Annotated in this window: 18 protein-coding genes; 10 read left to right on the forward strand and 8 right to left on the reverse strand. The window is 38.4% G+C overall.

Annotated elements, in window-relative coordinates:
* Positions 1-108: 108 nt before the first annotated feature.
* The 3 genes from BLS35_RS19740 to BLS35_RS19750 are packed head-to-tail and all read right to left on the reverse strand — an operon-like array spanning position 109 to position 5,037.
* The gene (locus BLS35_RS19740) at positions 109-2,385 is read right to left on the reverse strand and encodes an FAD-dependent oxidoreductase (protein ID WP_090784553.1); all 2,277 of its coding nucleotides are present in this window, start codon (positions 2,383-2,385) and stop codon (positions 109-111) included.
* A 42-nt stretch (positions 2,386-2,427) separates the two neighbouring features.
* The gene (locus tag BLS35_RS19745) at positions 2,428-4,110 is read right to left on the reverse strand and encodes a sodium:solute symporter family protein (protein WP_090784555.1); all 1,683 of its coding nucleotides are present in this window, start codon (positions 4,108-4,110) and stop codon (positions 2,428-2,430) included.
* A 9-nt stretch (positions 4,111-4,119) separates the two neighbouring features.
* Entirely contained in the window at positions 4,120-5,037 is a 918-nt protein-coding gene (locus tag BLS35_RS19750; protein WP_090784767.1) for a DUF4886 domain-containing protein, read from the reverse strand.
* Positions 5,038-5,500: 463 nt separating this feature from the next.
* Here BLS35_RS19750 and BLS35_RS19755 point away from each other — a divergent pair, with 463 nt between their 5' ends.
* On the forward strand, positions 5,501-6,550 hold the full coding sequence (locus BLS35_RS19755) for a GntR family transcriptional regulator (RefSeq protein ID WP_090784557.1): 1,050 nt from the start codon (positions 5,501-5,503) through the stop codon (positions 6,548-6,550).
* A gap of 264 nt (positions 6,551-6,814) precedes the next feature.
* Here BLS35_RS19755 and BLS35_RS19760 read toward each other — a convergent pair whose 3' ends face one another.
* Positions 6,815-9,478 (reverse strand): valine--tRNA ligase, encoded by a 2,664-nt coding sequence (locus BLS35_RS19760; protein WP_090784559.1) that lies wholly within the window; start codon positions 9,476-9,478, stop codon positions 6,815-6,817.
* Positions 9,479-9,714: 236 nt separating this feature from the next.
* On the opposite strand from BLS35_RS19760, the gene BLS35_RS19770 reads away from it, so the two are divergent.
* Positions 9,715-10,833 carry a FecR family protein gene (locus BLS35_RS19770; protein ID WP_090784562.1) on the forward strand — a complete coding sequence of 373 codons (1,119 nt, stop codon included), beginning with the start codon at positions 9,715-9,717 and terminating at the stop codon, positions 10,831-10,833.
* 1 nt (position 10,834) lies between these two features.
* Positions 10,835-11,398 carry an RNA polymerase sigma-70 factor gene (locus BLS35_RS19775; protein WP_090784565.1) on the forward strand — a complete coding sequence of 188 codons (564 nt, stop codon included), beginning with the start codon at positions 10,835-10,837 and terminating at the stop codon, positions 11,396-11,398.
* A 79-nt stretch (positions 11,399-11,477) separates the two neighbouring features.
* On the opposite strand, the gene BLS35_RS19780 is transcribed toward BLS35_RS19775, so the two are convergent.
* Positions 11,478-13,631, reverse strand: coding sequence for a S9 family peptidase (locus BLS35_RS19780; protein WP_090784568.1), 2,154 nt, complete (start codon positions 13,629-13,631; stop codon positions 11,478-11,480).
* A 77-nt stretch (positions 13,632-13,708) separates the two neighbouring features.
* On the opposite strand from BLS35_RS19780, the gene BLS35_RS19785 reads away from it, so the two are divergent.
* From BLS35_RS19785 to mazG, 5 genes are all read left to right on the forward strand, one after another.
* A complete protein-coding gene (locus tag BLS35_RS19785; protein ID WP_090784571.1) occupies positions 13,709-14,581 on the forward strand; it encodes a DMT family transporter in 873 nt (290 codons plus the stop codon).
* Between the two features lie 198 nt (positions 14,582-14,779).
* Entirely contained in the window at positions 14,780-15,448 is a 669-nt protein-coding gene (mnmD, locus tag BLS35_RS19790; protein WP_090784575.1) for a tRNA (5-methylaminomethyl-2-thiouridine)(34)-methyltransferase MnmC2, read from the forward strand.
* A gap of 89 nt (positions 15,449-15,537) precedes the next feature.
* Complete coding sequence (locus tag BLS35_RS19795; RefSeq protein WP_090784579.1) at positions 15,538-16,650, forward strand: AI-2E family transporter; 1,113 nt, start codon at positions 15,538-15,540, stop codon at positions 16,648-16,650.
* A gap of 9 nt (positions 16,651-16,659) precedes the next feature.
* Positions 16,660-16,956, forward strand: coding sequence for a hypothetical protein (locus tag BLS35_RS19800; protein WP_090784581.1), 297 nt, complete (start codon positions 16,660-16,662; stop codon positions 16,954-16,956).
* Between the two features lie 9 nt (positions 16,957-16,965).
* Positions 16,966-17,775 carry a nucleoside triphosphate pyrophosphohydrolase gene (gene mazG, locus BLS35_RS19805; RefSeq protein ID WP_090784583.1) on the forward strand — a complete coding sequence of 270 codons (810 nt, stop codon included), beginning with the start codon at positions 16,966-16,968 and terminating at the stop codon, positions 17,773-17,775.
* A 22-nt stretch (positions 17,776-17,797) separates the two neighbouring features.
* Here mazG and BLS35_RS19810 read toward each other — a convergent pair whose 3' ends face one another.
* Together BLS35_RS19810 and BLS35_RS19815 are read right to left on the reverse strand one after the other, a co-directional pair.
* Positions 17,798-18,742 (reverse strand): RpnC/YadD family protein, encoded by a 945-nt coding sequence (locus BLS35_RS19810; protein ID WP_254778982.1) that lies wholly within the window; start codon positions 18,740-18,742, stop codon positions 17,798-17,800.
* A gap of 183 nt (positions 18,743-18,925) precedes the next feature.
* On the reverse strand, positions 18,926-20,215 hold the full coding sequence (locus tag BLS35_RS19815; RefSeq protein WP_090784584.1) for a DEAD/DEAH box helicase: 1,290 nt from the start codon (positions 20,213-20,215) through the stop codon (positions 18,926-18,928).
* 222 nt (positions 20,216-20,437) lie between these two features.
* Here BLS35_RS19815 and BLS35_RS19820 point away from each other — a divergent pair, with 222 nt between their 5' ends.
* Complete coding sequence (locus BLS35_RS19820) at positions 20,438-20,866, forward strand: VOC family protein (RefSeq protein ID WP_090784586.1); 429 nt, start codon at positions 20,438-20,440, stop codon at positions 20,864-20,866.
* A 61-nt stretch (positions 20,867-20,927) separates the two neighbouring features.
* Here BLS35_RS19820 and BLS35_RS19825 read toward each other — a convergent pair whose 3' ends face one another.
* Positions 20,928-21,719 (reverse strand): response regulator transcription factor, encoded by a 792-nt coding sequence (locus BLS35_RS19825; RefSeq protein WP_090784587.1) that lies wholly within the window; start codon positions 21,717-21,719, stop codon positions 20,928-20,930.
* Between the two features lie 186 nt (positions 21,720-21,905).
* Here BLS35_RS19825 and BLS35_RS19830 point away from each other — a divergent pair, with 186 nt between their 5' ends.
* Positions 21,906-22,754, forward strand: a complete 849-nt coding sequence (locus tag BLS35_RS19830; RefSeq protein ID WP_254778984.1) for a DUF3575 domain-containing protein — start codon at positions 21,906-21,908, stop codon at positions 22,752-22,754.
* Position 22,755: the final 1 nt, after the last annotated feature.

Consider the following 22,755-nt stretch of genomic DNA (forward strand, 5'->3'; position numbering starts at 1 on the left):
GAGTCTGGATCTTTTGCCTGAAAAAGGCAAAATCTCCTAAGTCTCTTCACAGAAGGCAAATTTTGTGTCAGCATGATGCAGAAGGCAATTTTGCTTATAGCATGATGCTTAGTGGCATCTTACTGAGAATAATGCTGCTGGTGTACTTTGAGATGGATGCACCAGGTTTATAGTAATACTATCAGTATGTATTGGTTCATTTAGTACAATAATATTTTTGGTTTGATAGTTATCTTTCTTGGTATATATAATGTTTCCATTGCTATCTTTAATCTCATAATTTCTCACACAAAAAGGCATCACATTTTCCGGATGGCCCATCAATACCGATTCCATTGGATGATCATAATCCGTGTCAAAAAACAATTCAATAGTCCTTATTTTCTGTTCTTTATCCCATTTTAAGTTGAGTGATGGCTTAGGATCCGCTAATGCAGCAACCCAGGCATTAGGTGTTGTGGTCGGTCTAAAAACTCCTGATTTAATATTTTCTGCGGCAAATTTAGAAAGTCCAGGTTCTACCTGGATGGCCAGATTGTGACCTTCTGGCCTACGCTGTGGACACCAAAACTCAAATTCGTCAACACCAATATCTTCCGCTGGCGTTTGCTTGCCATAATTAGACACCGCTTTGTTCACGAGGTTAAATACAGAAAGCACTCCAGTAATACGATGTTCAGAATGATAGATTTTCACCGAGGGATTTTTGTGTATTACGATAAACACATATGCATCTTCGACTAATGTCGCAGCAAAATCCACATGCAAACGGTTCTCGCCCGGTACAATCGTCAATACTTTCTTCTCCAATATCACATCCGGCGTATAGTTACCCGATTTTCCGCTAATACGCAGCTCTACATCAAGTGTCGTATCCACTGATGATTCCGCATAGAAAGTAACCTGAGGCACTTTACCTTTATTCAATGGCAGCATTTGTGCGACAGACACATCCAGATCTTTCAATATATCTAAAGGCAATTTATTCAAAACGTATTCACTTGATGCAGAAACTTCAGCAGATTGCACAAGATCCTCATCATCTGCCAACTCAAATCCAGGGATATGCTGACCACTTTTCAACAATTCCTTTTGCAGATCTTCCATAAAGTTTTTAGGCAATAAATCTGCTGGGTTTAGCTCATGCTTGTTGGCCAGAAATGCAGCCATCCCTACAGCCTGACCTACATGCGCTGCAGTGGCCATTACTCTCGTTGATGCGAATGCCACATGTGAAGCACTAATAATCCTTCCAGCAAAGAAAAGATTCTTGATGTTTCTGCTGTATAAACAACGATAAGGGATTTGATAAATGCCTTTACTGTGCCATTGATTACAGCCTGGTTTTTCACTAAAGACACCATCAGCAGGATGGAGATCTATTGACCAGCCCCCGAATGCTACTGCATCTGTGTGGGTATTTTGAGAAACCACATCTTGCTGACGAAGTATATAATCTCCTTCAAATCGACGGCTCTCTCTTTTCCCTGGAATAGTGCCTACCCATTCCAATGTCATGGTTTCTGCTTCAGGAAATTCACCCGAATTTTTAATGTAATCCCATACACCATAGACTACTCTCCAAAGTTCCCACTTAATCTTTTCAGTATCATGTACAGTATCTAGCCTTCCACCATATTCAAGCCACCATAATTTACAGCCATATTCTTTGGCATTAAAGCTTTTGAAACGTGGAATTTCCTTCGTAATGTCTTTTAGTGCAAAATCTGGCGCCACAAATTTCACTGGCTTACCTGTATCCTTACTGTAAAAATAAAGACTGTGCCCCAGGAGTTCGCCATACTCAGTACTTGGTGCAAATTTCTCCCCGAATTCCTCTTTACTTTCAGCACCCATCCTAAAGGCCGCTCCCGCTAAAAAGCCAACAATTCCATCTCCAGATGCATCACAGAACAAAGGTGCTTCAATGATATATTCGGTTGAATTTTGGCTACAAAAAGCTTTTACCGATGAGATGGTATCCTTATCTGATTTATGAACCTCATAAACTACAGTATTTAACAAAAGAGTAATATTAGGCTCAGCAGCTATCTTATCTAATAAGATGGTATCAAAAATTAAGGCATTACCTTCTTTATTTCTATAAGTATTCTCTACCAAAATCTCATCAACAACACCACCTTCCCTACTCCATCGGTTGTTATTCCCCATGTGTGAAGTAGCGCCAAGGATCCATAATCGAACTTCACTAGACGAGTTTCCGCCTAAAACGGGCCGATCTTGCACAAGAACAACTTTGAGACCTTTACGCGCAGCAGTAATCGCTGAGCAAACCCCAGACAATCCGCCTCCAACTACTAAAAACGCTGTACTTAATTTTTCAGATACCAAGCTACGGGCATCTGTTCCTTCTGATTTTATCATAGTAAATATTTGGGTGAACCCAATAATGTTATAGATTTTATATTAATGTACTTTCTTAAATGATGCGTTTAGTGGAATCCATGCACTCAATAAAATTACAGTAGCAATAACGGCCACCATGGATGTTCCTTTACTGGTAAAAGCGCAAAGTATATACAATAGCAATGCGATAAATGCCAATGAAAATGAAATGACCTGTAAACCGAACTTGTTTTGTCTTTTGATCTCTGCTACCTCTTCTTCATCAACTACAGGCACATTTGCCGCACGATAAGCTTTGAGCTCTTGCAATTGCAAATACTCCGCGCTTACTTTCCCTTTATAAGCTGCATACAGTTCATAAATCAAAAGCAAAATAAAAGGAAGTAATACACCAAGCAGCATTTCACTTGCACGACTGAGTTTATAGTCAAGCACAAGTGGCAACACTATTTTAAATATTAAATTAACGGCCAGACTGACCATGGTAATGGTGATAGTCGCTTTGCCTGTAATACGTTTAGAAAACAATGCCCATATTGGTGGAGCCAATAATGGTCCGCCTGTAATTGCGCCTACACTTAATGTAAATTCAACAATTCCTCCTATATAGGGTACAATAAGCGCAATTACAATCATACCAAAACCAAAGCACCAAGATGAAGTACGAGCAATCTTCATCAGCTTCTCATCCGACGCCTTTGGGTTAATTGTTCCTTTATAAATGTCATTTGTAAAAACTGCAGACACCACATTTAAAGCTGTATTGGCTGATGCCGACGTTGAGAAATACATACCTGTCAAGATTAAGCCCATCAATCCTGCTGGCAAAACTTGCTTACAAACCATTAAATAAGCATTTTCAGTTTCTAAACCCGTAAGACCTGGATTAATCGTCTGATAAATCATTGGGGGTAGCATCCACAATACCGGACTTAAAATGTATAATCCAGCAAATAGAAACGCCACTTTAGAAGCAGACTTTGGGGTATCTACACTGGTATAACGTTGTACGAAAGTCCAGTTTCCACCGATATAAAAGATATGATACAGTGCAAAAGCACCAATAAAGCCCCAGGTATACTCCCCATTAACTACATTAAAGAAATCATGGGGTACTTTAGTCAAAAATGTTTGTACGCCACCAGCCTCTGTAAATGCCAAAGGAATGATCAAAAGAACGGCAGCTGTGAGGATTACAAATTGCAAAATGTCAGTAACCATAACTGCCCATAAACCACCAACTGCAGTATAAGCAATCATGAGTATCCCTAAAATAAGGGTAACAGGCACTAAGGGAAACTCCAAAGATGACCCTACCAATTTAGCTACCGAATACAACACTGATCCTTTGATGAACAGTGAGACCAACATAAAAATATAAATAAAGCTTTTCTGTACGTGAGCACCTAATCTGTCTTTTATAAATTCAGCTGCAGTCAAACTTCCCGTTGCCTTCCACTTTGGCGCGATATATAAGCCTGTTATTAATCCTCCGATACACATGGTCCATTGAATAGTAACAGCTACCCATCCATATTTATAAGCGATTGAACCCCATGCTACAAAAGTACCCGCAGAAAAAAAGCTCATGAAAAGGGATAAGCCACCGATAAACCAAGGCACCGCCTCGCCACCCGCAAAGAATGATTTCAGGTTTCTTCCCGTTCTCGAAAACAGCAAACCTATAACCATAATAAACACTGAAAAAACGACGATAACCGAGGTATCTATTATTGAATTCATGCGATTGGTTTATTTATTTGTCTTTAAATTTTTAATTACTTTTTCCGCTACTGTTTTTAAATAAGCAGCAAAATCCGCAGGAACTTTATTAGGCACATACTCAATTTTTAATGGAGATTCATTAAATAGCGTCGCATACCAGATTAATGAGCCTAGATATCTACCCGCTTCATTGGCATGATTTGGATCAAACACCATTTTGTTATCTTTCCAGTAATAGCCCATGTTAAGAGAGTTTACCTGGTTCGGCAGGTTGGGATACACCGGATTTGCATAGTCAAAAGCAGTATCCTTTTTAAAACCAAATACCTTATCTGAAGCCACTTCATAGAAAGCATCACCTACAGGCATAATTTTCGCATTCAACTGTTTGGCTAGTGCGTGATAAGCCGCTCTTGACTTCTTCCACATTTCAGTCTGATCTTTAGCCAACTGCTCTGGCGCTACTCTTCCAAATTTTAGAGCATCACTTCTATAAGCCCAGGTTTGATGAATAATGATCCTGGCATTCGGTTGGATTTTTTTAATAAAATCGTATAGTTTTTGAGCGTAGGGATTATAGCTTTGCTGATCGGCAGAAAAATAAGAAGCCTGTTGTAACGTAACGACATCCCAGGTACCTGCTGATAAAAGCATACGCAAGGATTTACCTTTATAAGGTTTTCCTTTAGGGTCTTCAGGATTGGCTTCTGCAGCCTCCACATATCCCCAATGCTGCTCTAAAGAATGACCACCTAATTCTGCTCTACCAACAGTCAGTTCAGTTCCCTTTTCATTTGTAAAATTTGGTAAATACGCTGACGCATTTTGAGAAAAACTATTACCAATAATAAATAGCCTTAAATGCTTAGGATTGCTTTGCCCAAATGATAAACCAGTAATAAGGCACAAAATGAGCAGTAAGGTAGATTTTTTTATATGTTTCATTTTTTCAGTGTTTTTATATTTCATACTATAATTGATCTCCATCTATCAATTTATCACCGGCCCCTTGATCAGATTTACGCCTGGCAGGAATTCTCATCATGGGGCCAGTCTCCCATACATTGGTTACAAACAAGATTAAAGACAAATAATATCGGGATGAAAAAATATATAATGCCCGATTTTTTGGATGATAATACATTGCTCATATTTGGTTTGGTCTGGTTTGGTTTAAACCATTGAAACAAAAATATAAATTAATCTTAGTTTTCAAACATTATTTATCTTTTATTCTCAAAAAATCCTGCTCAGTAGCCAAAAACAAAACCACAAAACATTTAAAACCAGTGAAATAAAAAACAAAACAACCGAAATAAAAATAATTAACAATCTAATTGGTTTGGTTTGGTATGGATTGTGTTTTATCGAAAATATCAGTTAGTTTTGCAAGGCAACAAAAAAATATATGCCTCAAGATTCAAAATCTAAAATTGATAAACAAAGTATAGACACCGACTCATCTGCTGTCTCTACACATAGATTGAAATATTTGCAGTTAGCAGAATATATTAACCATCTCATTGAAATAGACGAACTCAAAATTAACGACAGGCTCCCATCTTTAAACCAATTAATTGAAAAATTAAAAATCAGTAAGGAAACGGCATTAAAAGGCCTTAGCTATTTATCTGAAAAAGGAATAATAGAAGCCGAATACCGAAAAGGTTATTATGTAAAGAAGAAGACGCACTATCAACCCTATCGGATATGCCTGATTCTTGATAAAATGAATGTCTTAAGGGATCGGGTATATCAGTCTTTTTTAGAAGCAATTAAGGGTCAGGCAGATGTAGATGTATATTTTCATCATCACAATTTTAAAGTATTCGAAAAACTTGTTGATGAGAATCTATCCAATTACACTCATTTTATAATCACAACTTTCCTACAAGGTAACACTACCGAAGTCCTCAACCGCATCCCCCCACAAAAGAGAATCATACTGGATTATGAAGAAAAAAACCTGACTGGGGATTATACCTGCATTTATCAGGACTATAAAACGGATATTCAAGAATCGCTTACTGAGCTACTTCCACAGCTGGAGAAATACTCTAGATTGGTATTAATTGCACCTCTAGAAGCATTTCATGCCAAAGAGGTAATAAAGGGCTTCGAGGCTTTCTGTAAGTTGAACCGCAAAAAACATATCATTTACAACACAGTGGATGAAAATCATTGTAAACAAGGCGATGCCTACATCACATTTAGCAGATATGATCAGGATGATGTTTCCATTATTAAATTGGCCCGCAAAAATCAATGGAAATTAGGGAAAGACATTGGACTGATTTCCTATAATGATACCGCAGTTAAAGAAATATTGGAAAACGGAATTACCGTAATCAGTACCGATTTTAATAAAATGGGAGAAGAAGCAGCTAAAGCTATCCTGACAAAAACGACGATTACAATGCGAGATCCAGCAAAAGTGATCTTAAGGAATTCTCTCTAATAGTGTCAAAATAAAGGCAAAGTAAAGGCAAAATAAACCATTCTATTCAGAGTCTGGGATCTCTTTCCGATGAAGAATCGAAAAAATCTCCCTAGGCCTCTTCACAGAAGGTATATTTTGTTTCAACATCATGCTTTTACATTATTTTCATTGCTTTGGGTGAGATAAAAATATACCTTCTCAGAGAAGACCTAGGCGCTCTTTGCTCCTCTTCAGGAGCCTAAGAGATGCCAGACTTCGAAGAGAACGGTTTATTTTTAATTCTTAATTCAAAGCAGCCAGGCTTTCTTCAATAATTTTGATTTTTCCCTCAGCATCAGCCTGCTTGTTTCTTTCATTTTGAATAATTTCAGGCTTAGCGTTCTGCACAAAGCGCTCATTGCTCAACTTAGCGTTAACAGACTTCAAAAAGCCTTGCAAGTAAACAAGCTCCTCATTCAGACGTACTCTTTCCGCATCAGCATCAATTGCTTCATTCAAGTGTATGAAAAACTCATCATTTCCAACCATGAAACTAACAGCCCCAGGAATCTTATCATTTACCAGTTCAACCTGACCAATGTTAGCCAACTTGAAAACGATGTTCAACCATTTTTCATAGTCTAATCCCGAGTTTACTTTAATCGCTAGTGGCAATGCTTCTTTAGGCGAAATCTGTTTTGTATTTCTTACATTTCTGATTTCTGCAACTAAAGTTTTAATCACCTCTACATCTTTCAATAAGGCTGCATCAGCATTTCCAACAACAGGGTAGTTAGCTACAATACAACACTCCATTTCACCTCTTTCGCCAAACAGCTCATCATGCCACAATTCTTCTGTTAAGAAAGGCATAAACGGATGCAATAAGGTTAATATCCTTTCGAAGAAACCTGCAGTTGCTTTTAAAGTTTCAGCATCAACCGGATGCTGATAAGCTGGTTTCACCATTTCCAGGTACCAGGCACAAAAATCATCCCATACCAGCTTATAAGTCGCCATTAAAGCTTCAGACAGACGGTATTGCTTAAAGTTATCTTCAATTTCAGCAAGTGCCTCATTAAAACGGTTCTCGAACCACAATATAGCCTGCTGATTTGGGTTTTCCAGGTTCTCATCTACTTCCCATCCTTTTACCAGACGGAAGGCATTCCATATCTTGTTGGCAAAATTACGTCCCTGCTCACAGTAGCTCTCATCAAACATCAAGTCGTTTCCAGCTGGAGAACACAATAGCATCCCTACCCTCACACCATCAGCACCATATTTTTCAATCAAGCCAATTGGATCAGGAGAGTTACCTAATGATTTAGACATCTTACGTCCAAGCTTATCCCTAACAATACCTGTAAGGTATACATTAGTAAATGGCTTCTGACCTCTAAACTCATGCCCTGCCATAATCATCCTTGCAACCCAGAAGAATAAAATTTCCGGTGCAGTAACCAGGTCATTCGTTGGATAATAATAATTGATATCCGGATTATCAGGATTTTTAAAACCATCAAATACCGAGATTGGCCATAGCCATGAAGAGAACCAGGTATCCATTACATCAGGATCCTGTTTTACAAATGGAGCAAACTGGTTTTTGCAACCTGCAGCTTCTTCAGCTGTAAAGTTTCCATCAGGATCTTTAAGCTTCAATAGCTCAACTAGAGCCTCATCTTTAGTTTTAGCAACCACCCAGTTTCCCTGGTTATCGTACCAAGCTGGAATCTGTTGTCCCCACCAAAGCTGGCGACTAATGTTCCAATCGCGCACATTCTCCATCCAGTGACGGTAGGTGTTCACAAACTTCTCAGGAATTAGCTTTACATCGCCATTTAAAACATCATCTAAAGCCGGCTTAGCCATCTGATCCATTTTACAGAACCATTGCATAGACAGTTTTGGCTCAATAGCGGCATCCGTACGCTCAGAAAAACCAACCTGAGATTTATAATCTTCTACCTTTTCTAAATGAGCTGCTTCGTCCAATAACTTAGCAATCTTTTTTCTGGCGATAAAACGATCTTCACCCACCAAAATAACAGCAAGTTCGTTTAACGTACCATCGTCATTTAGAATATCTATAACCGGTAGTTTATGTTTTAAACCTAGTTCATAATCGTTAAGATCATGCGCCGGCGTAACTTTTAAACATCCAGTACCAAAATCCATGGTTACATATTCATCCTCAATAATCGGAATTTCACGATTGATTAAAGGAACAAATACCTTTTTACCTTTCAGGTGCGTATAACGCTCATCGTTCGGATTGATGCAGATTGCCGCATCAGCCATAATAGTTTCCGGACGTGTAGTAGCAATAGTAACAAAGTCATCACTTCCTGAAACGGTATATTTGATGTAATATAATTTCTGGTTTACTTCCTTACGGATTACTTCTTCATCGGAAACAGAAGTTTTACCAGCCGGATCCCAGTTTACCATACGAATGCCTCTGTAAATCCATCCCTTTTTATATAAATGAATAAAACTGTCGATAACCGCGTCAGATAGATCATCTTCCATGGTAAAGCGTGTACGATCCCAGTCGCAACTTGCGCCTAGTTTTTTCAACTGCTCAAGGATAATGCCTCCGTATTTCTCTTTCCACTCCCAGGCATACTTCAAAAACTCTTCACGGCTAATGTCCGCTTTATTGATCCCTCTTTCTTTAAGCATGGCTACTACCTTAGCTTCTGTAGCAATAGAAGCGTGGTCGGTCCCCGGTACCCAGCAAGCATTTTTACCCTGCATACGAGCTTTACGGATCAATACATCCTGAATGGTGTTGTTCAGCATATGGCCCATGTGCAAGACCCCAGTCACATTTGGTGGCGGGATTACAATTGTATAAGGCTCACGCTCATCTGGCTCAGAGTGAAAAAACTTCTTTGAAAGCCAGTAACTATACCATTTATCTTCAGTCGATGCCGGATCGTATTTAGTAGAAATGCTCATTATTTTGAAAGTATCAGATTTTGAAGGCGTAAAATTAAGGAAAAAAAAGAGAAAAGCTGTTAGCTTCATTAAACCGACCAAAGCGAGCTACCGAATGCAAAAAACAATAAAAACTAACGAAAAATCTTTCGCTGATTGCAAAATCTTTGCAAATCAGCTCGGAGCGCCGATTTTTTTTAGGCACCAACTAAGGGATTGTGTATTTTCAGGGGACCTATGGTTAAATTGATAAAAATATGAACCATTCAGACGAAAATGACAATTATGATGAATTTGCTGCCCGGTGGATCGACAAGACTATAAACCAGGAACAGCAGAAGAAGTTTAATGCCTGGTATTACCAGGGTCAGGATCAGCCCCTGGTGATACCTACTACTTTTGTGGCTGACAAAGAAACACACAAGGAACGCATTTATCAAAAAGTACTTGCTGGTATCGAACAGGGGCCGCAGCGTTCGCCGACAAAACTTTGGAACAGGATATTTATCGCGGCGTCCATATGCATTTTGTTTTCGGTAGCACTATATTTTTATATTCAGAGGCCTCAGCAATTTAACCTCAACGAGCTTGCCAGGCAATATGGCACTGGTAGTCAGGTGGCGGTTTTAACAGATCCGGATGGCAGGCAGTCCCTGTTGAAAGATTCGACTTTTAATATGTCAGCCGAAGCAGGACGTTTCAATTCAAGATCAGGAAACGGCTCAGCCAGTATTACAACACCTAGAGGTTCGCGTTATCAGGTATCGCTGGAAGACGGAACTAAAATTTGGCTGGGAGCAGCCAGTTCTATCACCTATCCGGTTAAATTTGGTAGGACCGACAGAACTATCAAACTTTCTGGAGAAGCCTATTTTGAAGTTGCACACCAGCCTCAGAAACCTTTTCATATTAAAATCACATCGCAGAAACGTCAGCTTGACATCACCGTGATTGGGACTAAATTTAATGTGAGTGCCTATCCTGAAGATTCCGAAGTACAGACACGTGTATTTGAAGGTTCAGTAAAACTGAGTTCAGACAGCCATACTACTGTTTTAACAAAAGGAGAAAAAGTTATTTTTAAAGATGGAATATTACTACCTAAAGAGGAAAATAATGATGAAGACTGGATGCGTGCTGGAACATTGCATTTTGACAAGGACGACATAAAACAGGTGATGCGCATGCTTGCAAGGGAATATAATGTAAAACTAATATACCATGGAAGAGCAAAGAGAATATACCTGACGGGTGAAATCAGTCGTAAAAGAGAACTAAAAAGTGTCCTGCATATTATTGAAGCAGTAACCGATTATCAGTTTTTGCTTGAAGATGGACGTGTAACAGTTTTTGAACCCAATGCAACCCGCTACTGATATGGAACAATACAAGAATTTTACAGATATTGAATTGGTGGCAACATTAAAAAACAGTGATAAGACTGCATTTGCAGAAATTTATAACCGTTATTGGGATAAGCTCTTTAGTATTGCCGGGCATAAGCTGGATCAATTGGAAGATGCAGAGGAAGTGGTCCAGAATATATTTATCTCCTTATGGAACCGCCGTGCGACTTTAAATATCACCAGTACATTAAACAGCTACCTTGCCGTATCGGTCAAATACAGGGTAATAAAAGTACTGGAAAAACAATATCATAAAAGAAAATATGCAGACAGCTTAGGGCAGGGACAAAGACTGGATGATTCTACCCAGGAATGGCTTGAGTTTACGGAACTTAAAGCACAGCTGGAACAGTTGGTAAGGGGGCTCCCTGATAAATGCCAGCTAGTTTACCGGATGAGCAGGGAAGATGGATTTAGTCAGAAAGAAATTGCGAAAAAACTAGACATTTCCGAAAAAACAGTAGAAGCCCACATGGGTAAAGCCCTAAAAACCATCCGATCAGGATTAAACATTTTCATCTCTATGCTTTTATAACAAAGTAAAGGGGGCAGTACTTTTTGTGCTGCCCCCTTTACCTCTTGTGACCATAAAAATTCAGAGTAATCTGTATTTCTTACTTCAGATTCTGATTAAAATAATCCGTTACTTTTTGATATAAATGCACCCGATCTTTGCCCATTACATTGTGCTCATGACCAGGATAAATCATATAGTCCACCTGCACGCCTTTATCAACGGCATGTTTCACAAAATCAACTGAGTGTTGCTGTACAACTACAGGATCCTGCTGACCATGGATTAACATCAGTTTTCCTTTCAGCTGATCAACTCTGTTGCTCAAATAAGTAGCCGCATAACCTTCAGGGTTCTCCTGAGGTGTATCCATATAACGTTCAGTATACATGATTTCATAAAACTGCCAGTTAATTACCGGACCACCTGCTACCGCAGCTTTAAAAACGCCAGGATGTGTCAACATAAAATCAGTAGTAGCAAAACCGCCAAAGCTCCAACCAAATAAGCCCATATTAGCTGAATCTACATAAGGTTGACTTTTTAAGTAATCAACAGCGTTCATCATATCTTCCATTTGGACATCACCAGCATGGCGGAACATCGACTGCTCAAAAGCCTTACCTCTGTTGTCGCTGCCCCTTACATCAACCGTAAGTACTACATAGCCATTTTGAGCCATATATCTCGACCAGTAGTCACCAGCACCGCCATTCCAACCATTCGTAATCAATTGTGCATGCGGCCCGCCATACCAGTAAACAACTACGGGATACTTTTTAGTGGCGTCATAATTTACTGGCTTGTACAAATTCATGTACAAATCATCACCAGATTTACTTTTAATGGTAAATATTGAAGAGTTTTCTGTAGCATATGTAGCCAAAGGATTAGCAGCTTTCAACAATACTTTAGCTTTTAAAGTAGCCGTCTCCACCAACTGAATCACTCTTGGATCTTTAGGCGTGCTGTAACTATCAATTACGGTATTGCCAGAAGTACTTACCTGTGCATTATGAACAGCAAACCCTTGTGTAATCCTTCTCGTTTTACCAGACTTTACATTTAACACATATAAGTTCCTTGTAATTGGCGATTCTTCTGTCGACACATAAAACAACTGATCTCCTTTAGCATCAAAATCTTTTACATCCAATACCTCCCAAGGCCCTTTAGTCAATTGTTTTAGCAATTTTCCTGTCGAGCTGTATAAATACAAATGGTTCCAGCCATCTCTATTACTTTGCCAAATGAACTTCGAAGGATCATTTTTCAAGAATAACATAGGTACCAATGGCTCCACATACTTCTCGTCCTTTTCTTCAAACAAAGTCTTCACAAAATCACCAGTTACCGCATCATACTGATTTAGCTTCATGTGATTTTGACCACGGTTCAATACAGCTATATAAACATATTTATCATCCGGGCTCCAGGCAATATTGGTTAGATATTGCTCAACAGGCTCACCAGTTTTCAAATAAACTACGCTTTTGGTTTCCGCATTGTAAACCCCAACTGTTACATGATGACTTTTATCACCAGCCATAGGATACTTGATGTTCACATTGTGAGCTGGTCTAGTCGTCCAATCGATAATCGGATAATCAGTAACCATGCTCTGGTCCATTCTGTAAAAAGCAAGCAGCTTACCGCTATTGCTCCAGAAAATTCCTTTGCTGATACCGAATTCTTCCCTGTGTACCGATGAAGCATAAACAATATCCTTGCTACCATCCGTAGTCACCTGTTTTTTATCAGCACCTTTAGCGACAAACAAGTTAAAATTATCAAGGTAAGCTACATAACCTGCTTTACTTTCCTCAACATTAGCCATACTCATTAACGACTTGTCAACAAGCACTTCTACAGTATTTTTAACCGGATTAAGCGCTACCTTGCTACCATTAAGATTTAAAATCCAATTCGCTCCCTGATTAAATTGAATTATAGGCAACATTTTCAAGGTATCCTGTTGTGCTGCTCTTAATTTTTGGTTCAGCAAGCTTAAAGTCAAAAATGCTTGATCTTCTTTAGTTTTAGCATTGCCACTTAACCAAACCGGAACATTACCAACCCGTTTGGCATATACATAATCCTCTGTTCCATAGATAAATTGAATTTGAGATAAGTTTTCGGGTGCAAGCACAGTCCGCGCATTGCTCATCGCATCCTGCATGGTCAACTGTTTATTTTGGGCAAAACCACAAAAAGCAATTGATACCAGGTGGATCAGCAGAATCAGTTTCTTCATTCGTATAAAAAATTAGTTTGGACAAACTTATATAAAATGCTGCAAATAACATTACTTCTTGCCTTACCTTTGTCGCAATGAAAACGATACTTGCCGGCTTACTATTTGCCATGTTATGGGCTTCAGCATCTGTAGCTACCAAATTTGGTATACTATCGGCCCCACCTTTAATACTCGGAAACCTGCGTTTCTTTATTGCCGGTCTGGTTTTGCTAGGCTATTGTTACCTAATTAGCAGAGATAAACAATACAGACTACCCAATACAGAAGAATGGCGACAGCTAGCCATTTTTGGCTTTTTAAATACCACGGTATACCTTGGCATGTATGTTTTTGCGATGAAATATACTGCTGCAGGAATAGGTAGTCTGGCTACTTCTACCAATCCATTGTTAATTGTATTACTCTCATCCTGGTTAATGGGCCGCAAGCCTGCCAAAAGCGAAATCATTAGCATCATTATTGGTATGACTGGTATAGCACTTGCCACTTACCCCCTACTTAAAAACAGCGGTACAAGTGTATTCGGAGTAACGATATTAATGCTAAGCATGGTTGCTGTCTCCTTCGCCAGTGTTTATTATGCTCGGGTTACATGGACACTGCCCAACCTGTTGATCAACGGCTGGCAGGTAACACTTGGTGGACTATTCCTACTACCCTTCACCCTTACCATGAGCGATTTCTCTTCCGTACAATTTGATAGCAGGCTTATTTATTCCGTGCTTTGGCTTAGTTTGTCCGTTTCTGTCGTTGGATTGATCTGTTGGTTTTATCTGTTAAAAATAGACACCGTAAAAGCTTCGCTATGGTTATTTCTTTGCCCCCTATTCGGCTTCTTCTATGCCTGGTGGTTGTTAAATGAGCCCATTACACTATACACTATTGCAGGTACATTACTGGTAATAACCGGATTATATATTGGTCAACGCAAAAAGTTTATAGCATAAATATTAAGCTTCACACAATATTTTTTGTTAAAATATGTTAAATACATATAAAACGAGAAGAGATGAAGACGATAAATGTATTTTCCTTTACGAGCAGCATCCTTAGAAGACTTAGTTTAGTCAAAATTTATTATTGGTTTAATAAGTAGTCTTTTTATTGATACTTAGTTAAAAACTATTTTATCTAAGTTTGCAGGAATGAATAAGATCACTTTAACTGCCGACGGCTCGAACACTTTATACAACGAAAGCATTGGCGAACATTACCATTCCAAACACGGAGCCCTGCAAGAAAGCAAACATGTATTCATTGATGCAGGATTAAAACATGCTATTACTAGTTTCCCCAATCAGGAAATCAATATTCTTGAAGTTGGTTTTGGTACTGGTCTTAATTTTTTACTGAGCGCCGATTATTGCCATAAAAATCAAATAAAGCTTAATTACATCTCATTAGAAGCCTTTCCTTTACAAATTGAAGAACTAGAATCAACAGGATACAATAACTATGTGCCAAAGGCTATATGGGACGGGGTGATTAACAATTATGGCAAAGCCCTACAACAAGCTGTAAGCATCCTTCCAGATCAGCAATTGAAAATCCTGCATACTTATCTGCATCGGTACGAAACGGAACAGCAGTTTGACCTGATCTATTATGATGCCTTCTCTGTACAACACCAACCCGAAATGTGGACCGATGAAATCATTGCTCATGTCTGTAAATTTCTTAAACCATCTGGCATTTTCGTAACCTATGCCATTACAGGTAAACTAAAACGTGCTTTAAAAAGCATTGGCTTTAGTATAGAGAAATTACCAGGCGCACCAGGAAAAAGAGAAATGCTTAGGGCTACGAAGGGATAAGTAATCTCGTCGATAAAATATTATTCTTTCCTAACCCTTGGCAAGCCATTTGTTTTTTGGTTAATTTAGGTAATCAATAACCCATCTATATGAAAAACATCTCTCTGCCTTTTCACACCAAATTAGCAATGGTGCTATTTTCTATTATTTGTCTGGGTTACCTGGCTATTTTAGGACAAACTTTGCTCGCACCCCTGCTTACCTCTTTTTTACTAGCTTTATTGCTACTACCCATATCTGGTTATATGGAGCGAAAATGGCGTTTTAAAAGGAGTGTTGCCTCCATCGTATCCGTAGTCTTGATGATTGTGGTCATTACAGCCATACTTTACTTTTTGGCTAATCAGCTTACAGATCTCTGGAAGGACTGGCCATTATTGAAACATCAAGCAGAATCCTCTTTCCACGACATCCAGCATTGGATTTCCAATACCTTCAATGTCAACACACAAAAACAAATAGACTACCTTAAAGATAGCGCCAGCAGCGCTTTATCCACAAGTGCTTCGGTACTTGGTGCTACATTACTTACCGTATCCTCTACTTTCCTATTTCTCTTTTTCCTACTTTTATTTACCTTTTTCATCCTTAACTACCGCGCGGTACTGTTCAGTTTCCTAACCTCAGTTTTCGAAGCAAAACACGCACAAAAGGTAAGTGATGTTGTAAGACAGGTTCAATACATTATTAAAAAATACATTACAGGTCTTTTTTTACAGATGTTTATTGTTACCATCCTAATGGTATCCGTACTCTTGATATTAAATGTAAAATATGCCGTTCTGCTGGGATTGATTACCGGGATTTTTAATATCATTCCTTATCTAGGGATTTTCACCGCATTGCTAATCAGTGTGCTCATCACCTTTGCTACCGCCGGAGCTGGTAAAGTTTTACTAATTGTAATTGCCTTTGTATCTGTTCATGCCCTCGATGGAAACGTCTTAATGCCACTCGTTGTAGGCTCAAAAGTAAAAATCAATGCCCTATTTGCCTTTATTGGCATCGTGATCGGCGAAATGATGTGGGGCATATCAGGCATGTTTCTGTGTATCCCATACCTTGCCGTACTCAAAATCATTTTTGATAGAATTGATCAGTTAAAACCATGGGGAGTTTTATTAGGAAGTGAAGAAAAACCTTTAAAGAAACGAAGGGTGTATCGTATCACCAAGAAAATAAAACTCGAAGAGCAAGAATAGTCCAGGCATATGGAAGAGAACAAATCACCGCACATACTAAATACATCCGCTACTTTACTTGGACTGTGTTTTATTGTACTGACCTCCATTAAAGTATCAAAAATGCAGGACAGTACATTGATTGATGAAACAACAGCCCTAGCTATTATTTTATTCATGACCAGCTCCATCCTCTCCTTTCTCTCTATGAGAAAAAAAAGAGATCTAAACGATCGCTTAGAGAAGTTTGCTGATTTTATGTTCCTATTTGGTCTGCTGGTTCTTTTTTTAACCACAATGATGGTTACCTTTAACATCGTAAAATAATTCTTAACAATGCCCAATAATATACCTCCTGTTACCGCAACAGACCCATCGTCTGCTTTCCTTAGATTATTAAATGTTTTAGATACCCTACGAACACAATGTCCATGGGATAAAAAACAAACTATGGAAACCTTGAGACATCTTACAATTGAAGAAACTTACGAGCTTTCGGACGCCATTTTAGAAGGCGATCTTGATGAGGTGAAAAAAGAATTAGGTGATGTCATGATGCACTTGGTGTTTTACGCACGCATAGCTTCCGAGACTAATGACTTTACCATTGTAGATGTGTTAAACAGCGTTTGCGACAAGCTGATTAACCGTCACCCGCATATTTATGGAGATGTAGAAGTGCAAGATGAACAGGATGTAAAACGCAACTGGGAAAAAATTAAACTGATGGAAGGTAATAAATCTGTATTAGCAGGTGTACCTGCTGGTCTGCCTTCTTTAGTAAAAGCTAGCCGCATTCAAGAAAAGGCACGTGGTGTTGGCTTCGACTGGGAAGATAAGTCTCAGGTTTGGGAAAAGGTCGAAGAAGAAATGCAGGAGTTTAAAGCCGAGTTTAATGTGGTCGACAATTCAGCTATTGATATTGAAAAAGCAGAAGAAGAGTTTGGTGATTTATTGTTCTCGTTGATCAATTACGCACGTTTTATCAACATTAATCCAGAAAATGCCCTGGAGAAAACCAATAAGAAATTCATAAAACGCTTTCAATATTTAGAAAGCAAAGCCAAAGAAAGTGGCAAGGAATTGCAAGATATGACATTAGCAGAAATGGATGTTTATTGGAATGAAGCTAAATTAAAAAAATAACCGTTCTTTTCGGATTATTAATTCACTTTAACTTCTTGATTTCATCAATAGTAAGTTTAGTGGTTTTGGCTATAAAATCAATAGAGAGGCCCTCCTTTTTAAGCTGAATTGCGATTTCAATAGCTTTTTCATAATGCCCTTGCTTTGTTGCCCTATCCAATAATAATTCTTCTATTCCCATGGTTTCAGTTCTTCCTAAGGCTTGCACCTCTTGTTCAAATATATTGTTAAATTCTTCTGTTTCAAAACGCACATAGTATCTCAGAAAGTTCATTATCTGCTTTATTTTATCAGTTCCAAAGCTCTTTTTATGCAGCGCTTCAAGTATGGTTCGTTTTATGGTAAGCAATAAACAATCTCGTTCTCTCTTATTCGAGATTCTACTAACTTTAAAAGCTGCTTTAGCGATCAATACTATTAAGGCGAAAGGATTATTGCTCTTTAATAGTAACTCATCATCTTGTTTGGAAATTTTGTAGGTATTGAATTCATAAAGCAACCTGGTACCTAAAAAACTTCTTTCATATCGATTTGACCTTTCTATTTTAAATGGATCAGTAAAAATTGCGTAAGCTGTTATTGGCTTGCGATGCTTGTCCCAAATTCTGTAATTATAGGTATACATCCGCTCGCTAAAATTTTTCTGGTATTTGCCTTGTACTTCAATATGAAGCAGGATCCATTCTTCCTTTCCATCAATGGTGTACACTTTCACCAACTTATCGACTACTTTTGAAGAAAATAAATCTTCCCCTAAAGGAAAAACCTGTCCAAGTTCTTTATCAAGAAATTCAAAACCTTTTTTAAGGTCGAAAATTTGATTTGCTTCCGGATGCATAAAACACAGAAAATCCTCGAAAACATCCTCAAGTATTCCCTTCCAAAGGAGATCATCCTTTCGGGAGACCTTTTTTCGAGGCAATTTTTGTGGCTGCGTTGTAATTATCGTTAGATTTTCCTGCATCATGTTCAATTGTAAACTTCGCAGGAATATTTCAATTAACAAAAAATAAACAAATTAATTTGAAATTTAAGTTTCAGTTAAGTTAAATATAACAACCAAACTTAAATGCATTATTGCACCAGAAATGTAAAAGGGTGATTACACAATGTGCCATCACCCTTTTTACGTATTATTCACTACGGCTAATTAGCCGTGTTTCTTCTTCATTGTCATTTTGGCCTTCTGACCTATTCCGTAGTTATGCGTTTTTGAGTTACTTTCCTTTTTTTCATGGAAAGCACCACCACCCGTAGGGCCTTCAACAACTACTTTCTTGGTTTTAATTGCAGCAGCCTTAGCAGCTTTATCAATCACCAAATCCTCAGGTAAATCCATCACCTCGATTTTTTTACCCATAGACTGCTCAATCTTTCTTACTTCAGCAAGTTCAAGATCAGTTGCAAAAGTTATCGCAACCAATTCACTCGCATCCCCTTTTACTACTCTTCTTAAGAAAGTTTCCTTTTCCTCAGGAATCTCAAAATGGAACATAAAATTGATACCAGAAAGATCAAGATCAGATGAACCTTCATTGGCAACAATTAAAATTCTAGCTTCAGGAGTATCCTTAAAATCCTCTATATGGTCAAAACCATCCTCATCAAAAAACAAAGGATTTAAAACCGAAATAGCACCAGGTGTAGCTGAATGTAAGTTTTTAGCCAACTTTTGAGCAGTTAAGCGAGTATTTACAAATACAACTACCTTATCAAATACCTCATCATCCCTTAGTAAAAGGTTTAAAAGATTAGTCTTCGTTTTAGTGTTAGGTACCTGGTACAGCAAAAGCTCATGTGTTTCCACTTCACTATCACCCAAATCTTCTACCTCAATTGTGGTTGGAAAATTCATAAACTGATCAATCATCAAACTCAGTTTATCATGCACCACAGTCGTAAAAACTAAGTGCTGTACTTTACCTGCACTTCTAGCCAATTCGGCCACAGGCAATTGCATACCTTGTTTTACAATTACTTCTGCATCATCAACAATAAAAGTTTGCAGTCTATTTAAGTTTAAACCCAACTTGAGATAAATAGCACGCGCCCTTGTTGGCGTAGCAACAACAATATCAATCCCCTCTAGAAGGTCATTAATATCATCATCCATGCCACCTGTTCCGTATAAACCTATAATCCGTAAGTTTCTGTTTTTACTCAACATCAAAAACTCTGCAATTACAGCCTCAACACGTTCCCCATCAGGCACCAGAATCAACACCTTAGGTGCTTCATCCGTACTGTATTTTAGCTTCATTAAAACGCCAAGCACATAAGTGGTGGTTTTACCACAGCCTTCAGGGCCAATAGCTATTATATCCTGCCCACCAATAATCCGCGACATAGTTTTTGCCTGAATTTCTTTTGCAGAGATGTATCCCGCATCATTCATTGCGGCTATAAGCGACTTGCTTAGTTTTAATTTATCTAACGACACAGTATCTTTATTAATTAATGAATTCGCAAATTTACGGATTTTACCATGTACTACGTCTTTCTATCTGTAAAAGATATTAATCAATCTACTTACTCTGGAAACACCAGATCATTATTATGTCGCAGACCACCCCTAACATTGGCGTATTACCACCCAAACATGTTCGATTAAGGGCATTAAATTTGCAATAGATAATTAAATCTCATTATAAAATTTAAAACTATGATAGCCATTAATCCTTATTTAAACTTTCCGGGAACCACCGAGGAAGCTATTAACTTTTACAAATCAGCAATTGGCGGCGAAATTCTAATGACCATGCGCTTTAGGGATATGCCTGATGACAAGACACCAGAAAATGAGAAAGACAAGATCTGCCATATTTCCTTAAAGTTTCCTAATGGCACCATCCTGATGGCTACAGATGCGCTAGAATCTAATGGCCATAAATTTACACCTGGAAACAATTTCTATTTATCACTTGGTGCGGAAAACAAAGCCGAAGCAGATCGCCTATTTAAGGAACTATCCGCAGGCGGAACTGTCCAAATGCCTATGGAGGACATGTTTTGGGGAGATTATTTCGGTATGGTTACCGATAAATTTGGCACCCAATGGATGATCAGCTTTAATGCCGGAACGGCACAATAAATCATATAAACAAACATAGTCTATGCTATTATGCAAAACAGCATAGACTATGTCTGCTCTATCAGATCAGCCCACTTTTAATCGCCAAACTTACCAATGCAATAGCGTTAGTCGTATTGGTTTTATCATGCATATGTCGCCGGTGGTTAATAATCGTATGTGCACTAACGCACAATTTATCGGCGATCATCTTACTACTTAAACCTTCCGCCATCCACAACAGCACTTCCTTCTCACGCTTAGAAAACAATTTGTCTTCCTCATTTAAGTAATAGATCTTTTTATAAATAGGCTCATGCTCTCCCACCCCAATACCGTCGATTTTATCAACCGTTTGTACAATTGAATTGTGGTTACCAAAATGATTAATGTTCATGATCATGCCCATACTAAAGAGCGGATTTCTATCATTATCTGACAAAAAACAGTTGCGTTGAAGAAAGTCTTCATAAACACCCTCCCGATTTCTGATCCTTTGCGTATAAGAAAAAACATAATCTACGTGCTCCTCAGGTCTGATTTTCTTTAAAACATCCAATCTATCTGGAAAAATCTCTTTATTAAAAAGATTCAAATGATCAGGATCATAGATCTGCAGCGTATGGTTGATCCCTTCTCTTAAAAAACATTCAGAACTATAGCCAGCAAAATTATCAGACATGTTAATATACGCGCCGGTTCGATAATCCAGTAAATAAATAAAGGGAACATTGTATCTAAAAAAAGTATAAGCAAAACCATTTGCTTTGATGAAATCATCAAATGCTGTAAGACTAAATTGGCTGGACTCATGAACACGCTGCCTTAAGTTCTCCAAATAGCCAAACCACGTTGGCCTACTTTTCGTTTTCATAGCACATTTATTTGAAATGAATGACTAAATCTTAGGGAGATGTATGCTACTATACACTCAGGAAGCAAAAAAGTTTTGTTATAGTAACAGTTCTATTTCGCAAGCCCTACTTCAACGAAAAATGACAACAAATTGCTATATACTAAAAGGTTAAGTAAGCTTAATTTTAGGTAAACATTTCACACCATGAAACTTTCCCTAAACATAAGAACTCCCTGGATTTCAATATCCTGGGGTACACTGCTCCTGATAGCATTATCCGTAACAGGAGCAAGTGCTCAGTCTGAAACAGACAGCACACGTACAGTTGCTGACACTCCTAGAGTAGAGAAAGATCCGAAACCTTACCGAAAAAATCTGTTAAAAATTAACCTCGCCGCATTAACCATGGTAAAAAGCTATAATTTTAGTTACGAGCATTTACTAGGTCGCAAAGTTAGTTTTGTAGCAGGGTACAACAAAATGTCAGAACAGACATTATCGGATCTCCAAATTACAAAAAGAGTATCCGACAAAATATTTGATGACGGTGACAGGATAAAAGAGGACCTGGACAGGATCCGGGTTTCAAATACAGCCTATACAGCTGAATTTCGTTTTTATGGTGGCCAATTCTCCGGAGCCAGAGGTTTTTATCTCGCCTTATATGGCAGGTACGTGAATACTAAGATTAATTACGACTATGAATATGCAACCAGTACCAGAACCTTTAACATTCCTTTAAAATCGAATTTAAAAGGATATGCGGGCGGTATCCTGCTGGGAACCCAGTTCATCATTTCCAGAACCATATCACTCGACATCTACGCTGGGGGCCATTATGGCACCATAAAAGGCGATGCTGATGGACCAATTGACTTAACAGCAATGTCTCAACAGGACAAAAAGAACCTAAAAGACGATCTGGAGAGCACCGCGACTATACGGGATAAAAAATACTTAACTGCAGAAGTCACCAATTCGGGGGTAACCGCAAAAGTAAAAGGTCCGCTAATTGGTATAAGAGGCGGCTTTAGTTTGGGAATTGCATTTTAAG

The organism is Pedobacter sp. ok626 (assembly GCF_900100435.1).
Classification (GTDB): domain Bacteria; phylum Bacteroidota; class Bacteroidia; order Sphingobacteriales; family Sphingobacteriaceae; genus Pedobacter.